This window comes from Natrononativus amylolyticus (assembly GCF_024362525.1).
GTDB classification, from domain to species: domain Archaea; phylum Halobacteriota; class Halobacteria; order Halobacteriales; family Natrialbaceae; genus Natrononativus; species Natrononativus amylolyticus.
The window spans coordinates 795,363-812,439 of record NZ_CP101458.1; the positions used below are offsets into that span (position 1 = coordinate 795,363).

Below are 17,077 nucleotides of genomic sequence, written 5' to 3' on the forward strand. Positions count from 1 at the left end.
GGATACCGTCCATTCGGGTACTGATTCCTCGGGCACATTGAGTGAACTGAGACGCAGTGATTCGATCTCTAATCCAAGGAAGGCGGATCGAAAAGCCGCCGAATTACCGCGGGAAGCACAGTTTCTACGTGGCTTGCTTGAACGATCCTGATCGGAAGATTTGCCTTAGATTGTTCCGCTAACGAGGCTGGAGATAGACCAGTGTCATCGAGATCCTGCACTACCAGTATTCCATTGAGTCCACACCCAAACTTCCCAGGAGCGAAAGGATACTCACCTTCTCGTCGCATGAAATTCAGATACTCGAGAAGCTCCGTAATTCCCTGCCGGATGGTCTGTTGATTCCGGGAATCTTTGACCTCAATTGCTAAGTAGCTTCTAACCGGCTCTTCCTGGCGGCTTGCAACGACGAATACGTCGGGCCGCTTCGTATGATTCTGGATATTGGTATCCGTGAAGAACGCATCCGCCACATCTGTTGATGTCCGATGAACGAAATCAGATCGCGATTGGGCTGGTTCTGATTCGGGTAGTGCCTTGAACGAGATATTAGGATCTCTGGGTGTCTGGTTGTAGTAGACTCGCAGTTGCGTATCACCATCAAACGTAGCCACCGCATCCCGCCCGGATGTTATCGTATGATACGTTGGGGTCCCAATTTGAGGGCTCTCGAGAGTACGTAATGCGTCCAATGTACGAAAGAGGACGAACAGTTCAAAGAGGGTCTCAGTCTTTTGTGGTGTGATCGCGGTATCACTAAGTAACGACTGTAATGCTCCTCTGTCGCCCGTCTCATACCGTTCTCGTTCAGTAAGTAAGTTCGCAGCATCACGATACAAATCCTGTCGAGAGCTTGCTGCCCGTGTTATCATCCGATCTGTTAGTTTGTCTCGATCGGTATCTGGGATCCGTTGGAGATGATAACTTCGCTCTGCAAGAGACGTAAACTCCTCTCGAAGCTGATGTTCCCCAACCCAAGTGTCAACGGCCCACGTTCGATTTGACTTCAAATATCGGTTGACGTCTTCAAGTGATGCCTTGATTGTGTTTATCAGCACCTTCAGAACGAGATTCTCGGGGATTGCATACTGCTCGGCCTGCGATTCGACGACATAGAGACTTCGATTCCCAGGGCTCGAGGTTGAACGCTTCCGGTATGTAGATTCCCAGTCTACACGACCATCAATCCCACCGCGTTGAACACGTGTTTCGGCTGTGGTTTCAGTTTTAATCCCTCGAAGGCGATCTTCTAACTCGGCTGTGAACGTGCGGACGTCCTCTCTAAGGAGGAAATGGAGATTGACGAGACGATCGAAATCGTTGTACTGCTCAGGGAAATCGAAGGGTTTGACGAGGGCCGCAATATCGTCTTCAGGTAACTCCCCTTCTAACACGTAGGTGAAGAGATCACCGGCAATCGCCTCAATGAGATCCTCCCGCTCCATCGTCAGTTGGTCTCCGAATCAAAGTTGAGTGAGGTGACCCCCAACATATCCTGGGCAGCCCGTTCTAAATCATCGTAATCGACTGCAGTGTTCTGTGCGATGTTTGTTGCAATCTCGTCTCGTTCGGGGACCCCCTCGAGCTGTGGGAAAATATAACTCACAACGGCCTCAGTGAGTCTGCTCTCAAGTTCACCAGACCGCTCGTGAGCAGCCACGTACGAGAGAATATCCCTGATGATAGCTGGACCGATCGATCGTTGCTCGACCGCAGTGTTTGTAGCCCTCCAAACAGCCGCAACGTTTCGGAGGACGATGGGTTCAGCATCGATGTCCCAAACCTCGGGGGCGGTGTATTTCTGGAGCAGCTGTTCCTGTGTCCGGTCCTCTTCGGGGACAGTCGGAACGCCGATCCAGATGAACGTAAACCGCCGCATGAACGCATAGCTCAATTCGTGCAGCGAGGTCTTATCGAAGGTATTCATCGTCCCAAGGAGCCGCCATGATCGAGGAACGACGAACTGTGACGGCGAAGGTGGATAGTCAATCCGCTCGTGAGTCGTAATCTCGATTTCCTTATCGGGTTCCTCCTTGAGTCGGTACGGGACAGTCACTGACTGACCGGATAAGGTGGTAAAGAGCTGGCCGAACGCTTTGTCAATATCCGCTCGATTAATTTCGTCGATAACGGTCGGCTCATTTGCTTGGGATTTAGATCGCGGATGCTTGAATCGGTTTAGCAACACCCCGGAATGGAAATCGAGTTGATCTCCTTCGGTGTCTGGAGATGGCATATATCCCCCAACCGTGTTGAACGTCGACCAGTCTGCTGTCGCCGTCGTCAACTCGTGTCCACTGTAGAGATGTGGATACGCATCTGAAAGATGCTCTACGACCCGTTCTGCTACAACGGTCTTTCCTGTCCCAGGTGGGCCAGTGAAGATGATATGTTTTCCTGAGCGCAGGGCGGCAGTAATCTGGCGAGCAAGATCGCCAGCAGAGGCAACACCGAATTCATCTGGGAAGTACAGATCCTCAAAGGCCGACTCAGAGACGGTTCCATGGAAATCTCGGAATATAGTGATGGGCTCGATCTCGTCAATGTGGCCGGATAGATTATCGAGAATCGCTTCACGCCGCCCAAACTTGGTCGAGTCGTTGAGTTGTTTAATTGCACCTTGGGCAGGGAATTGCTCATCGACTGCATCGAGGCAAATCTCGTTTATTTGGGTGATACTGATAGCGCCATCGAGTAGCGTGTCGATTGCCTCGCTCTTTTCATCAGTATCTGCTGTTGCTGCTGGCGGGTCACCGAGGATAGCTGCACCGTGGGTAACGAACAGCCGATCAAAGGAGACGAGGTTTGGATACGTTCGCCCTGATTCGTGGTAATCGTACGTCCGGAATGGATTCTCGGGTTCTTTCCACGTCTTTCCGATGATCGCGGCGCCGAATATCGAGCCAGGGTGGTGAGGTAACCCGGGCTCCATCGGTTCACCACCTGCGTGAAAGAGGAGAATGTCACCCTCCTCCATTGTTTCCCATCTGCTCGCATGCGTCTCTTCGACACCAAAGAGGCGATGGCGCAGTACAGCAAGCCAATAATCCACAGGTGCTGTACACCCGTAGACCGTGAGGTCATTCGAGCGTACCTGCTCAACGAGTGGGTGAGTTGGATTATCGAAAGAATCGTACGCGCGGCGCTGGATCGTATTCAGCTTCGGCTGATTCGCGTTGACGTCGTTTGGATCGATACCGATATCGAGCTGCCGCTCACGCAGACAAGCTAAGAAGCAGACTTCTGCAGGGTCAAGGTGGTTCAGCCCTGGAATTCGTAGTTCATCAGCGATCGTTTCGAACTGAGGCCGAAGCCTTTCTAGTGTCTCTTCGAGTTCGAGCAGACGCTTTTCAGTTTCTGGTGATGCAAATCCACCAGGTTGGAATCCTTTGAGTGCCTCCCACCACTCTTCTACGGTCTCGTCAGTCAGTTCTTGCTTGAGGATGTTGTCGTGTTCGCTCTGTTCGAGTCGAGCGAGGATCTCGTCGGTCGCTTCATCGATCGAGTCGAATTCTAAGCCACCATCCCCTGGCGGTTCAACATCCACAATCGGGACATCAGCACTGCGAAGGTACTCTTCGATGGCCTCGTTTTGGCCCGCTATGAGACTCGTAAGTTCAGGTGGGCAACGACAGAGGTACTGTCCCTGAGAGAGTTCCAGGTTTTTATCGTAGGGAAGATGGGTGTACTCACCTCGAAGCTCATGAAGAACTGGTTCGTATGCATCGACATCGAGTACATCGCTATAGATTGCAACCGGCTCATCGAGCCCTTGGTAATCGGTCAGCCACCGCAGATATCCTCCAGCGTCTTGTTGCCTTTCGTTCCAGTCGAACTCCGGGAGGCCTTCAAACTCAGCATCGAGTTCACTTTCGATACGCGATACCCCCACAATGGAGCCATTTTCTTGCAATAGATGGAAGACTAGATCACTGACATCCGCTTCTCGCATCGTCGAATGAATGTCTCGCCCGTCCTCGCTGGCTGATGGAGAGTAGATTGCTTTCCCTAATGCATAATCGCCCGACTGCTTGTACTCTCGATCCTCATAGTACGTCTTTTCAATCCAGACACTGGGAGTGGATCCATCCGTTCGAACCTCGACTGACGACTCAGTCTGTAATCGAGTCCGCGCCTCGTTGTTTAGATCGACTCTGCCTAAGAGCTCGGTTAGATACTCCTCCTTATGACTTGGCTCGAGGCTTTTGATAGCCCCCTGGAGGGTCATACTATGGAACGAGAGTGACCCTTGGAAATCTTCTGTATAGACTTGGTCGAACTCGCGATGCAACGGACGGCAGTAAATCGCCCAACCGTACTCAGCGTCTTCCCAGGGAACCTCGTCTTGTGAATCGATCGGACGTGCTTCAACGAACTCCCAAATCCCCTTTACTCCGTAGTTGGGGTTCGTTCCATCAGCACTCGTCAGCCGTGCTAATACGAGATCACCAGATTCGAGATCAGGCTCGGTGTCTGGTGATCCGCGAACTCCATGCCATGGGTTATCGACGTGCTCCTCCCCATGGATTTCTGGGTCTGACGGGCCTTGGGCACAGAGATCCCAATTATCAGGTGAAATGTTGAAAACCCACGTATTCGAGTGGCGAACCATTACCTGAGGCCTTGTCATAATACTCTCATAAAACTACGGGAGTGACGTCGTAGATGTCAGTATCCGATCATGGTCCATCGTCGCCAGGAACGTTCTCGAGGTGGCGCTCAACGGTTAGATCACTCCGGAGATCTTCTTTAGCGTCCGTGATCTCATCGTGGATCGTTTGCTCGATCGAGGCTGTTACACCACCTGGTTGGCCACCGAGATTCAACAGCATTTCCTGGCCGATCGGGTCGTCACGTGGTTCGAACCCGAGTTCCTCGAGAATCTGGTTGACGGTGAGCACGCCCTGGGAGGCTTCGATTCGTGTGGCGGCCATCTCGAGTTCCTGGACGCGATTCTCAAGGCCACGCGTTTTGAAGTCGATGATCCAATCGGTGACGCCCAGCGGCTTGTGAATTGTTTCGTAGAGCAGGCCGGCGTAGTTCTCCTGTTTGGGGCCGATCACCGAATCTGCGAATTCCTTGCGCTGGTCATCAGTATCCGTAGAGAACGCCCCCGATTTGAGAACGTTCCCGACGACCGGTGGGACCTCGTGGGCCTGGAGGATGTCATGTTCGGTGTGATCTTGGTACCCGAGGAACGAGGCATCTTCCTCAGTGCCGACAGTCATCGGTTCAATTCGGATACTGACGTCCTTGGCGTCGTATCCGTCCTGGAGATTCATCATCCCTGGCTCCTGTGCGAGGCGTTCAACCTCGAGGAGCAACGTCCGGTGACTCCCGCCACTCGCAGACTCGTTGATTATCTCGTCGAGGGTCTCGAATGCTTTGTCTGTGAGCTCGCCACCTTCGATGATGACGGCCATCCGCGGAACGGCGTCGTTTTCGAAGAACTGGATGTTATACTCTTCGGCAGCCTTCTTCCCACGGACTGCTCGCCGAGCGGGGATGATATCCGGTGTACCATAATGGCGGTGTAACGGCGAGGCGTTTCGCTTGAAAATGAGTTCAGTGGCCGGGTTATCCACTGAGGTACCGAACGACCCGTTGACAGTGTCGACGAAAATCGGCTCATCGGCGTAACGATCCCCGGCGACACCGAAGTACCGAGAGTTACCATCGATCAACTGGACGTAGCCGTGGGCGACCTTGTTCCCCTGGTTATCGTGCGTCCGGCGCTTGCGGACCGTCATCGCCGGTACCCACGCCATACCGACCGGCGTTCCATCCATCTGGATGAGCGGCTCGAGTGTTAGCCAGCCGACCGCCTCGTAGTCGAGCCACCCCATCTGGAGGACGTCCGTTGCCGTCGCCCGTTCCTGGTGGTCGGGGCCGACCTGCCAGACGGAGTTGTCGCCGAACCAGAACTCTTCAGCGGTCTCACGTTGTTCTTCGCTCGGGCTGTCAGTCTCTGGGTGAGGAACAAGATCGAAGCCGTAGCCAGCGACGTTTCGGGCCTTGACGTAGCAACACTTCGCGTGTGTCGTGTTCTCTTCGAGGAGGCGACTGAGGACGACCGGGTCGACCGGTGGGCTGCGAGCCCCGCCGGGACTGACCGCCTGGGCGCGGTCCTGGAGTTGCTGGGTCTCCTCGGCCTTTGTCCGGATGCCCTTTGAGATCTCCGTATAGATGCCGGGTGTACGCGTACTCATAGAAGACTGTTGGACACCGCATCGGTGCTACCCCGTTTTAGATCCTCATCACTCATCGTCTATATCGCCGCCGCTCTCTCGGAGCTTCTGGATGTCCGCTACGCCGCGGATCGCCTGTTTTCGTTTGTCACTGCTCGCGTTGGCGTCGTTCTTGTCAGTCATAGTTGCGCTTGACCTATTGAGTCTCTTAGTTAGAGATGACCGTGAACCGCGCAGTCGGAGATCCTATTTCGGTAGCCCAAGCCGCTCTGCATGTTGTGCATAGTGTTGGGGCTTCTGGATCTGGTTCTTCTCGAAAACTGGATCATCCAAATCGAGATCGTGCTTTTCAGCTACCCACTCCCGATAGGACTGAATATCAGTGGGCATGCCAGATACACATTCCGCCGATGAGAGGTGACCCGATGTTAGGTACTTATAGCGGCCCCGGCAAACGAGACAAGGTACAGTTCCTTCGTTTGGTTCCTTCTGTTGACCCATACTGATATCATAGAGAACTGCACAATAAATTTATTTGAAAATATACTGCTCCGGTATCGATTACCAGGTTAACGGAGAGGGCGTACTCTTATCATCTCTATAGACCAGCGATGCCATCGCGACTACGATTCTCTGGGTCATCTTTCTCATCCCGCTGTTCACGACGCCGACGAGTCGTTTTGAGGTGATCGAGTGCCGACGCCGCCAGAGCAAAGGAATCGACACAGTCGTCGTGGCCTGTTTCTGGGGCATGATACCGCGTGTAGCCGGTCTCGGTGACGTTTCGCTCGAGCATTCGCAACTCGAGTCGGAGTTGATCGAGTTCGGGGACAGATGGTGCCGTCAGTTCACCGTTTTCGACGCGTGTGATCAGATCGTCGATCAGCGACTTCTTCGTCTTCGGCGAGAAGTCGACAGGGTTCACGTTGACACCTGCCGAAGCAAGATCAGAGACGATCTTGTTGTCTCGAGACGCGTCTGGAAGTACGATCCCCGGGTACTCAGTATGGACGGCTTTGATGTCATCTTCGATCGTATCCCATCCCTCGTTCTGATTCCGAGAGAAATATGAGAGTTCGCCCGCAGCATCGAGTGCGATCGTCACGCGGTAGTCCTGATGGCGAGCGAAATCGACACCAACCGAAAACGGCGGGGCACAGTCACTGGGATCGCGCTTGGCCTCGCCAATACCCTCAATGACGTCACCCTCGAGCGGGTAGCTCGCCGTGAACAGCCGGTCGCCGAGTTTCTTGAACACCTGGCCACCGTCGTCGGGCAACTCAGCGAGGTACTCCTGCTGGTAGACGTGATTCGGGACAGCCCCTTTCTTGTCGGTCGGGTCTTCAGCAATATACGGATTATCTGCTGACGTCGCGTGACTCGAGAAGTACTCGGGGTAATCAGAGGATTGCCCTCGTTCGAAATGATCGGCAAAATACGACCGTGGGCGGATCGGCTTCGAGATGAACATCGCCGACCCACGTGAGTCCATCAACATCGGATCGAGGTCGTTGTACCAGAGGTTATCCGGCATGTAGTCCGCCTCATCGATTACGACGTGGTCGACGCCAGCCCCCTGGAGTGTCTTTGGGTGATCGAACGTTCGGAACTCGTATCGAACACCGTTGATCAGCCGGATCTCGTATGGCTCTGACTCCGAGCTACTATCGATCCACGAGTTTGGGAGGGCCGCTTTCAGCGTCTCGAACCCATAGCGATACGCCTGGTCGTATGAGGGGCCAACCCACCAGACGACGGTGTTCGCAGGATCATCCGATCCCCACTGTGACTCCCACGGTGCCCGGCCACGCTCTTCAATGTCGATCACTGCGACGATGTTCTTTCCACCACGGCGGCCCCACTTGAGCGTCCGGTAGCGAGCGTCCGATTGGAGTACTTCGAGTTGCTTGTCGTGGACCGTATATTGCGGGACGGGTGTTAGTGGGGGCCGTTCCTGGTGAGATGCATCAGTCGTTCCCATCGTCGTCTTTAGAGTAAGTGACGAACTCTGCGGTCACGCCCTCTGCAGCATCGATTGAATGGGTTGCATCCATCTCAACTTCCTGGCGCTCCGTTTTCGTATAGCCGTACGATGCCTGTAGGACGAACTCATCAGAGGCACCCTTGAGCCGACGCACTGCACCGGCTGCTCGCGCGCGTTGGAAGTCCAAAAACAGGTCCGCACAGGGAGACTGAATTTCGTTCTCGAGGTCCTCCTGACCCCATTCGAGCCAGTTTCGAAGCGTTTGGTCTGTGATCCCAGAGATATGGGCACAATGTCTCTTTGCGGTCCCTTCCTGGGCAGCACCGATAAGCGAGCTCTTGACCTCAGGTGTGAGCTTATCCGGGTCACGATAGGCTTGGGTATGATCGGTACAGGGTCCGGAATCACGGTCAGTTCCCCAGCCGGCATCGCGATGGCAGGGTTCACCGGAATTGGTGGGCTCACCGCAGATGTTCTCGGACATAGATTAGCACTCTTGATTCACGCTGGCCTCTCGAGCACGTTTTGCTTCGCCGATCCGGCGTTCGATGGGAGTCCGATAGTTCTCCTCGTCGAGTTCGAAGCCGACGTAATCACGGTCGGATTGAATCGCCGCAACGGCGGTTGTTCCTGACCCCATAAACGGGTCGAGGATCATGTCACCTGGATCAGTCGCCAACTGGGTGAGATGAGAAAACAGCGGAACGGGCTTCTCTGTCGGGTGGGTGTACTCAGTGGTATTCACGCGATCGAACTCGAGGACGTCATCATCGCGGTCGTTCAACGGCTCGCGCTTGCCAACCGATGCGTAGATGATGAACTCATGTTTGGGTGCGAACCCACCCGTTAGGTCGCCCAGTCCATGGTTGTTTTTGACCCAGACGAGGCAGTTGTGGACCTCGAAAAATGCGTTGGTGACCTCGAGGAACTCGGGATAGACGTCCCACCGGGTACAGATGAACAGCGAGGCACCTTCCCGACAAACGCGATCGAGTTCGCGACAGACTTCTCGGAATAGTGCTGCTGCTTCACCTACGGATTCGTCCGAGGCGATTGCGTCGAACTCTTGTTCCCGGCGGAAGGATTGCCAGTCGATTCCGTACGGCGGGTCAGTGATGACGCAGTCGATCGAGTTATCCTCGAGATGTTCACGGATTCCTGTGATACAATCCTCGAAATAGACGTTGTGATCGGGGTTGTACTCGTACTCTGGTGGGCGCTCGGCTTGGAGTTTGATCTCTGCGAGTAGTTCGTCCAGGTCCTCACTGGCAGCCTGTGTGAGTTCGTGGACCTCATCAGACTTGCCCTCGTGAAGCAGGTAATCGTACTCCAGGGCGTCTCGTTTTCGGTCGTGTTCGCCCTGGTTCTTGTTCATCTCCTGGCGCCACAATCGTCGGGTGGGTTCGTCGATATTGAACTGCCGGACAGGGACTTCAGAAAGACCGAGTTCCTGGGCAGCTCGCCATCGATGTTCGCCGTCTGCGATGACGCCGTCTGTGGTAGTGAGGATCGGCCCCCCGAGCCACCCTTCCGAGCGCATCCGGTCGACGAGTAGTCCAAATTGCTCTTCGGACATCTCGTTGGGATTCTCACCATCGACGTCGAGATCGTCGACAGAGACCGTCCCTTCGTACTCCGGTTGTGGTAGGTCCTCGAGCGTTAAGTCATCACTCATGGGTCAGTGTGGATCATTTTGAGCTGGCGGTCATTCGCGAACCTCTGCGAGAAGTGCATCAATGTCATTTCGGTTCGCTGCATACACCGTCATGACCGCGAAAAAGGCCAGCCCGAATACAACGGCGACGAGGAGCAGGAGATACTCGGCATAGATCGTCACAGACTCGCTGAAGTGGTAGCCTGCGGACGTCCGGAACAGGATTGCCCCGCTGACAACGAGGTAGAGCAGCCAGAACCAGTCTGGGTACTCTCTCGAGGGGGATGCTTTGGAGTAGACTGCAAGCAGGAAGTAACAACAGCCGACCAGTCCCCACCAGAACCGTTCGTCCTCGAGCAGATATGGGATGAACTCCATGACGATCATGGTGTTACTCTTTCCATGCTTCGACCAGCTCGGTCACCGACTCGAGGTCGCGTAGAAACAACGCGATCAGAAACAGGTACGCTGCGATCTCGAACGGTTTGAGAGAGGCCCCCTCCGCGAGTGTAAGATACATCAACATAGGGTATGTGAGGGCCAACACGGCAGCAACGCCGAGTCGGATTAGGTCCTTTGTAGCGGTGGTCATTCATGGCTCAAGGGGGGCCGAACTTGTCTCAGATCAACGGACGATCTCCTGACCGGCTTTCTTGTGGACGATCTGATTTTCCTGCGTAAACTCCTCGGTGAGGCTCATGACCGGTCACGCAGCCCGTTCCAGAGCTGGTCGAGTATTGGGATTGCAGCCGCCATCGCAGCCTCAAACGCACCTGGAGTGGCCTCTTCTCCACGGGCAGCGACGATCATACCGGCGACTGCCCCAATTGTGAGCGTCTTTCCGAACTTCGTTGGGTTAAACGGCTTTTCGCTATCAAGAACGCTATGAGCGTAGCCCGAAATCGCATAACACGTCCCGAGAAGGACGTACAGTACGATTTTGAGGACAGCCCCTTCTGAGGGAGTCATAGGAATACGGTAGCCAGGAGTCGAACCTGCAGGGGACCAGACCACTACCGGAGTTACGGGAACCGATTACGGCCAAGAGAAACCAGTGGGCAATATTCGGCTCGACAGTAATTATATGAAACAGTAACTGTTTTGCGTAGATAGTGGCACGCACGACCTATGCTACCTGATCCGCCGGTAGACGATACGAAAACAGTGTTCTGCCAGATATGTAAGGAATGGCGGCATCCGCGGCATGCCTGTGCGCGTGATTCAGCTCACGAGACGGCGTCGCTCCCGATTTTGCGGCTTCGCGAAGAGGGTCCGTCGGTAATGGAAGACTTTGTCGGGGACAACAGTGGGACGAGTCCAGAATCTCGACGAGAGCACGCCCTCGCAAAATTCGATCTAATGGCACATGCCGGTGGCCCTTTCAGTACCTTTGGGGCAACGAAACCAATCTACTATCTGACCAATGAACATGCACCAGAAGACGTGATAGAGGCGTGGATCAAGGCCAACGAAGACGGTTTAGCAGGTCGAGATCTGACGACAGAAAATATAACCCGGGCACTTTCGAAAAAGCGGTTTAAGCAGGCCTGGCGGGAGCTCCGTGAGAGTAAGGATTTTGAGGTACTTGGGGAACCGAATCGAGATACTCGGGGAGGCCAAAAGGGACCGACTGAGTGTCCTTTTTGTGGGGAGGAAATTGCCAGACTGCCGAGTCATTTACCATGTGATGGCCCCTCGAACGAGGAGTGATAGTTGGAGCCAGCTTCGACCGGAACGACCTGTGATCGTGAGGCTGTGTTCCGACCGCGACCAGTATCAACGACGACACGGTGTCGGTCGCCGACGTTGAAGTGTGGTCGCCACCGGACGGCGTCTACCCGCCCCTCAAAGGTTTGTCGCCCAATCCGAACTTCAACGGGGTCGCCCTTTGCGAGGCTCATAGGACGAGTGCCTCCTCGAGGGCCCTGTGAATGTTGACTACTCCCCCTTCTTCAACAGGAATCGTCTGCCCGAGGATTGCTTCTTGGAGATGATCAAGGTTGACCTCGAGATCTGCGGAAAGTTTTCCTTCATGTTGGAGTTCACAGATCGCAGCAGTTAGTTGACACCCAGTCGAGAACGGTTGTCGATTACGGATCGCCGTCTCTTGGTGTTGATGATCGGTGTTTCCGCACTCGCAGATCGTTCCGGTCCGAACGAGGTCGCGTCCATCGTGGATCTCGGACTTCTCGCCGTAGTCGGCGTGCTTTGTCGGAAACTGGAGCCCGATTACTGCCTCTCGGGTTGTTGGCTCGAGCCCTGAAAGGAATATCTCTGATGGTCGCTCGACGGTTTTCAGTTGTTGGAAGCAGGTTCCACAGAAGCGATGATCATGCTCAATGGTCTCAAAAATATTCGCAGCGGCTTTGTGGCGACGGTGTGCATCGTAGCAATCTGGAGAGCAGAACGAACCAGCGGTCGCCAGCCCGTCGAAGGTTTCCTTACACTGTCCGCACTCCAGGCTCTGTTGTATGGGATTCGTTGTAGACATGGCTAGTCAAACCCAGGCCGCTTCCAACGACCTCAGGGAAAACTCTGCGATTAGTTACAGTGATGGGTGTATTGGGCATAAAGAAAGTGATAGAGAGGAATATCATGCCTATCGGTGATCGACTCTCTAGTTTCCAGAAGCTGATGTAGTACTCTATCCCAGTCAACACCACTGTCTATACAAAGGAAACCGAAAGACAGAGAGACGGTAGCGTTTCGGGGGTCGGCTGTGATCCCATCATATAGAGGCCGATACAAAGAAAGGCTGTTCCACAGGCGGCGAAAATTCGGGTACTTCAGCGTACCTTTCGCGAAAAGCGACTATTCACGTTCTCATTCCACTGCCAAATTGGCTCAGAATCACCGATCTACGCCAGAAGCGCTTAACTAGACAGTGCCTCTCCCACTTATAATCAGATGAAACTAGACAACCTCTCATTCATATCCGCGAAAATTTCATCAGCGGTATCTACACTTCGACAGCCCGTGATGACAACTCGGCCTGTAGCGAATAGCAAAACAACGCCATCGACGTTTGACGGTCGATAAATCAAACCCGGAAACTGCTCCGGTTCGTATTCTGTGTTCTCGAGGCCCAAATCAATAGCAAGTGCATTTAAGTTAAGATTCTGTCCAATCTCACCAATACAAACGTAATTCTGAATAGCAAACCACTCATCTTTCGGTTCCTCTATAACATCCATATCGGAGAATAAGTTTAGAAACCGCTCTCGGAGCGAATACGATTCTTTTTCCGAAGCCGTGCCGGTGATGATGAATTTCCCTGCTCTATAGACCGTTATCAGCGGCGCATCTTCCTTGAATCGGAGGTACATCCCTGGATACTTGTCCGGGTCGTAGCGAGCGACCGGGTCACCAATATCGCTAGCGAGGCGTTCCAAGTCAAGTTCGACATCTAGAGCACCCGACGCGACGACATTTACAATCTCTACCATCCTGCTCTGATTCACCAATTGAATCTCGCTTAGTACTCTCGTGCTTTGTCTAAACATCGACTGATTACCAAATCCTTCACTACAGAGATGAGGTCGTCGAGAAATTGACATAGGGAATGAGGACTTGGAAAGTACGAACACACGATTTAAGTCAGTATGTTAAGTGGGTAGACACATGCCTGATGACCCTCTCGACGCTGACTTTGCAAAGTCTCTTGACGGCTATTTGGAGCGAATACGACGTGCTAACAGTGAAGCGTCCCGCGGGCACCAGTTCCTATCATTCATCGGTGACACGTTCAGCACCCTTGACTCAGACCAGGCGCACAGGATGCTCCCCATGCTCGAAGAGCATGTTAAATTCAAGCAGGCGACCGTCGCGATTAGTGGCCGCATTGACGCTCGGCTCGGGAACGTTCTCGTCGAGTTCAAGACGAACACAGACAACTTCTCAGACGCGAAAGAGCAACTGAAGACGTATATTACGGCGATTTGGGCGGAACAGGGCCGCGACCAATCCTACTACCTAGTCGCGAGTGATGGAATTACATGCGAGGTCTACATCCCGGAGTTAGCGGAGGAGGACGAGGTGACCATCGAAAACACCGACCTCCGGCAAGTGGACGAAATCAACCTCAATAGTGACGACACGGACAAGGTGTTCACCAAACTTGACAGATATCTATTATTCAGTGAAGACCTGCTTCCTACCGCGGAGAACATAGTACTTGATTTCGGACCTACATCACCAATTTGCCGCGAGGGTCTGGAACTTCTCCACGACGAGTGGGAGTCCATTGAAGTAAATAACGTAGAAATCCTGTTCGACGAGTGGCAGCGGTATCTCGAAATTGTACACGGTTCAGGGAGTCACTCTGAGGCCCTGTTCATCCGCCACACCTATCTCAGTATCTTAGCTAAGCTGATGGCCTACGTCCAGTACTCTGGTGGAGTACTCCCGGATGACGATGAGGTCTCAGATGTAATCACCGGAGAAGTCTTCGAGCGACTCGGAATCCAGAACTTCATCGAGGAAGACTTCTTCAGTTGGGTAAGTCGAGAATCGGCAGACGGTGCTGACAAACGCATTGTCGAACATCTGCTCGCCCGACTCCATGACTACGACCTCTCTGAAATCGAGGAAGACGTCCTTAAAACACTGTATCAGGACTTGGTCACGCCAGAGGAACGGCACAGCTTGGGGGAATACTATACTCCTGATTGGCTTGCCGAGGAGATGGTCAATGAGGAATTAGAGGATAACCCAGAAGCCTCAGTGCTTGACCCTACTTGTGGGAGCGGAACTTTCCTATTCAGCGCGATACGTTACAAAATGGAACACGTCGATAAAGATGGACAGGAGCTGATAGACCATCTCTTCAACAACGTGGTCGGCATCGACGTGCACCCACTCGCCATCATCACCGCCCGAGTGAACGTCCTTCTGGCACTTGGAGACTTGCTCCGTGAAGAGCGTACAGAGTCAGTATCCGTTCCGGTGTACCTCTCAAACACAATCATGCCGCCGGAACACGAGCGCACTACGGCGGCCGTCGACGTGTACCGATTCAACTCTGACGAAGGGGTATTCGAGCTACCTATCACCGTGACTGACGACGAAGAGGTACTGAACGAACTACTAGATAGCGTCAAGTCGTACCTCGATAGCAACGACGAGATTGATGAGGAGAACCTACACGCGTATCTCGAAAACCAAGTTGGGGAGAAATATGAGGGTCTTGCTGACGACGAGCGCGGAGTCATTTACCGCAACGTCGTCGAACGAATCAGTGACCTCCGCGACCGAGGTCGTGACACTATCTGGACTTTCATCTTGAAGAACGTCTACAAGCCAATCTACTTCGAGGAGAAAAAATTCGACCGAGTAATTGGAAATCCTCCGTGGCTCTCCTATCGATACATCAGCCGCGAAGAGTACAAGGACCATGTCAAGCACTTAGTGACAGAAGAGTATGGCTTGCTGGATTCCAGTGCCACTCAGAACCTCACGCACATGGAGTTGGCTTCTCTCGTCCTAGCTTACTCCTTCGACCATTATCTCGAAGATGGTGGTCGGCTATCCTTCGTGATGCCACGAGGGATTTTCAGTGGAACTCATCACAAGAATTTCCGGTCATTCGACTTCAGCACAGTCGGTCACTGGACGTACCTTTGGGACCTCGAATACGTGAAACCGCTGTTCAACAACGTGTCCTGCGTCATAGCGGCTGAGAAAAGTGAGGGCGAATCGTACCCGCTAGATGGGCGTATATACCAAGGGTCTCTACCCAAGGCAAACGCATCGTTAGAGGCTGCTCGGGAAGAGTTAGACGTTAGGGATATAACGTACTATCTTAACGAGTTCTCCGAGTCCAGCGTCATCATGGACCGGGAGCTTGACCCGGACGTAATCAAGTCCGCGAGTCCATACAAGGACAAGATAGAAAACGGTGGTAATGCGTACCCGCGCACACTATGGTTCGTCGATTTCGACGAACCACCTGCACTCGGTATCAATCCGCAGGAACCACCCGTTCACTCGTCTGACCGGGCGGTCTCGCAGGCAGGAGACCGCTGGGAGGATGCCTATATTGAGGGTCAAATTGAGAACGAGTTCCTTTGGAATATCGTCACGGGGAGTGAAATAGCGTATTTCGGGACTCTCGAATTCCCCACGGCCGTTCTCCCCCTCGAAATATCGGGGAGCAGCTACCATCTCCACGACGAGGAGAGTGCAAGGAGAAATGGTCATCAGCATCTAGCTAACTGGATTTCTGAGGCTGACAGGCTATTCGAGCAGTACAAACCAGAGGACCGAACGGAAGACGTGCTTGAATGGCTTAACTGGCATCAAAAGTTCACGGACAAACAAGACCCGAACGCGGAATACCGGGTTCTCCAGAATAGTAGCGGAGACTACGTCTGCGGGGCCGTTGTCAAAACATCCGATTTGACCGATTTGAAGGTCAATGGTACTATCATCGAACTCCAGCGCAACAGCAACGATGAAATCCCGCTGATTGTCGACCACAAGTGCTATCACTACGAGACAGATAGCTACGAAGAAGCGTACTATCTCTCCGGCTTCCTGAACGCACCAGCGATACGGGATCTAATCTACGACATGATAAACCGTGGTCAATTCGCCGGACGAGATATCCATAAACGGGTTTGGGAAGTTTATATTCCAGAGTTCAATCCGAATGACCCATTGCATCGAGAAATCTCTGAGACCGCTCTCGAAGCAACGGAACAAGCGGCTGAACTCATACCTGAGCTTGCTGAGGAATATTCTCTTGGTTGGGTTAGGAGAAAACAGCGTGAAGAGATGGAACCAATTCGATCTGAATTATCCGAGCTCTGTGTTGAGGCGTTGGAGGAGGTTAATGCAAAGCAGTCCTCTCTGGCCGACCATACGAATTAGTTGAATTGTTGGACCTCGGTACTCCTGTTGTGTACTGTGGTCTGCGTTCTATTGTTCGGCTTCGACACCCATAGGGGAATCCGTCAATTAATGTCAGAATCACCAGTAGGCATTACTCGTATCGGCCCTGTTGAAACCCATAATCGGTGATAGGTTTCAGGAGTAGGGCTGAATACAAAGCGCGGGCCGTGTTTAGACGCGTTCGAAAGACGATTCTAATGGGTATTCCGGCCGAGTAGATTCAACTAGCGAGTCTCTCTCTGACCAAGTTTGATATCGTGATACTACACGCTGTGACCAATTTTCCCGGCGTCTAAACAAGGCCCAAAGCGCGTATCGGTCACTTAGCTTTCCCGATCTCAGAGGTTCATACAGAGAACG

At 53.2% G+C, this 17,077-nt stretch carries 12 protein-coding genes; 1 reads left to right on the top strand and 11 read right to left on the bottom strand.

Translation table 11 applies throughout. The annotated features are described in order from the left end of the window. Positions 1 to 68 precede the first annotated feature (68 nt). The 11 genes from NMQ11_RS03990 to NMQ11_RS04040 form a co-directional block, all read right to left on the bottom strand. Positions 69 to 1,445: a hypothetical protein gene (locus NMQ11_RS03990; protein ID WP_255170107.1), complete on the bottom strand. Its 1,377-nt coding sequence runs from the start codon at positions 1,443 to 1,445 to the stop codon at positions 69 to 71. Positions 1,446 to 1,447: 2 nt separating this feature from the next. Next, positions 1,448 to 4,612: an AAA family ATPase gene (locus tag NMQ11_RS03995; RefSeq protein ID WP_255170108.1), complete on the bottom strand. Its 3,165-nt coding sequence runs from the start codon at positions 4,610 to 4,612 to the stop codon at positions 1,448 to 1,450. Between the two features lie 67 nt (positions 4,613 to 4,679). Then, on the bottom strand, positions 4,680 to 6,209 hold the full coding sequence (locus tag NMQ11_RS04000) for a phage portal protein (RefSeq protein ID WP_255170109.1): 1,530 nt from the start codon (positions 6,207 to 6,209) through the stop codon (positions 4,680 to 4,682). A 577-nt stretch (positions 6,210 to 6,786) separates the two neighbouring features. Then, the gene (locus tag NMQ11_RS04005) at positions 6,787 to 8,169 is read right to left on the bottom strand and encodes a hypothetical protein (protein ID WP_255170110.1); all 1,383 of its coding nucleotides are present in this window, start codon (positions 8,167 to 8,169) and stop codon (positions 6,787 to 6,789) included. Next, a complete protein-coding gene (locus NMQ11_RS04010; protein WP_255170111.1) occupies positions 8,156 to 8,656 on the bottom strand; it encodes a hypothetical protein in 501 nt (166 codons plus the stop codon). Before NMQ11_RS04010 ends, NMQ11_RS04005 begins: the two co-directional genes overlap by 14 nt. 3 nt (positions 8,657 to 8,659) lie before the next feature. Beyond that, positions 8,660 to 9,847: a DNA methyltransferase gene (locus tag NMQ11_RS04015; RefSeq protein WP_255170113.1), complete on the bottom strand. Its 1,188-nt coding sequence runs from the start codon at positions 9,845 to 9,847 to the stop codon at positions 8,660 to 8,662. Between the two features lie 30 nt (positions 9,848 to 9,877). Continuing rightward, a complete protein-coding gene (locus NMQ11_RS04020) occupies positions 9,878 to 10,213 on the bottom strand; it encodes a hypothetical protein (RefSeq protein ID WP_255170114.1) in 336 nt (111 codons plus the stop codon). Between the two features lie 4 nt (positions 10,214 to 10,217). After that, positions 10,218 to 10,346 carry a hypothetical protein gene (locus NMQ11_RS04025; protein ID WP_255170115.1) on the bottom strand — a complete coding sequence of 43 codons (129 nt, stop codon included), beginning with the start codon at positions 10,344 to 10,346 and terminating at the stop codon, positions 10,218 to 10,220. A gap of 176 nt (positions 10,347 to 10,522) precedes the next feature. Beyond that, positions 10,523 to 10,795: a hypothetical protein gene (locus tag NMQ11_RS04030; RefSeq protein ID WP_255170116.1), complete on the bottom strand. Its 273-nt coding sequence runs from the start codon at positions 10,793 to 10,795 to the stop codon at positions 10,523 to 10,525. Between the two features lie 928 nt (positions 10,796 to 11,723). Further along, on the bottom strand, positions 11,724 to 12,317 hold the full coding sequence (locus NMQ11_RS04035; protein WP_255170117.1) for a hypothetical protein: 594 nt from the start codon (positions 12,315 to 12,317) through the stop codon (positions 11,724 to 11,726). Positions 12,318 to 12,729: 412 nt separating this feature from the next. Continuing rightward, the gene (locus tag NMQ11_RS04040; protein ID WP_255170118.1) at positions 12,730 to 13,272 is read right to left on the bottom strand and encodes a TATA-box-binding protein; all 543 of its coding nucleotides are present in this window, start codon (positions 13,270 to 13,272) and stop codon (positions 12,730 to 12,732) included. A 175-nt stretch (positions 13,273 to 13,447) separates the two neighbouring features. Between NMQ11_RS04040 and NMQ11_RS04045 the strand changes: the two genes are divergently transcribed. Then, entirely contained in the window at positions 13,448 to 16,696 is a 3,249-nt protein-coding gene (locus NMQ11_RS04045; RefSeq protein ID WP_255170119.1) for an N-6 DNA methylase, read from the top strand. The last annotated feature ends 381 nt before the right edge of the window (positions 16,697 to 17,077 follow it).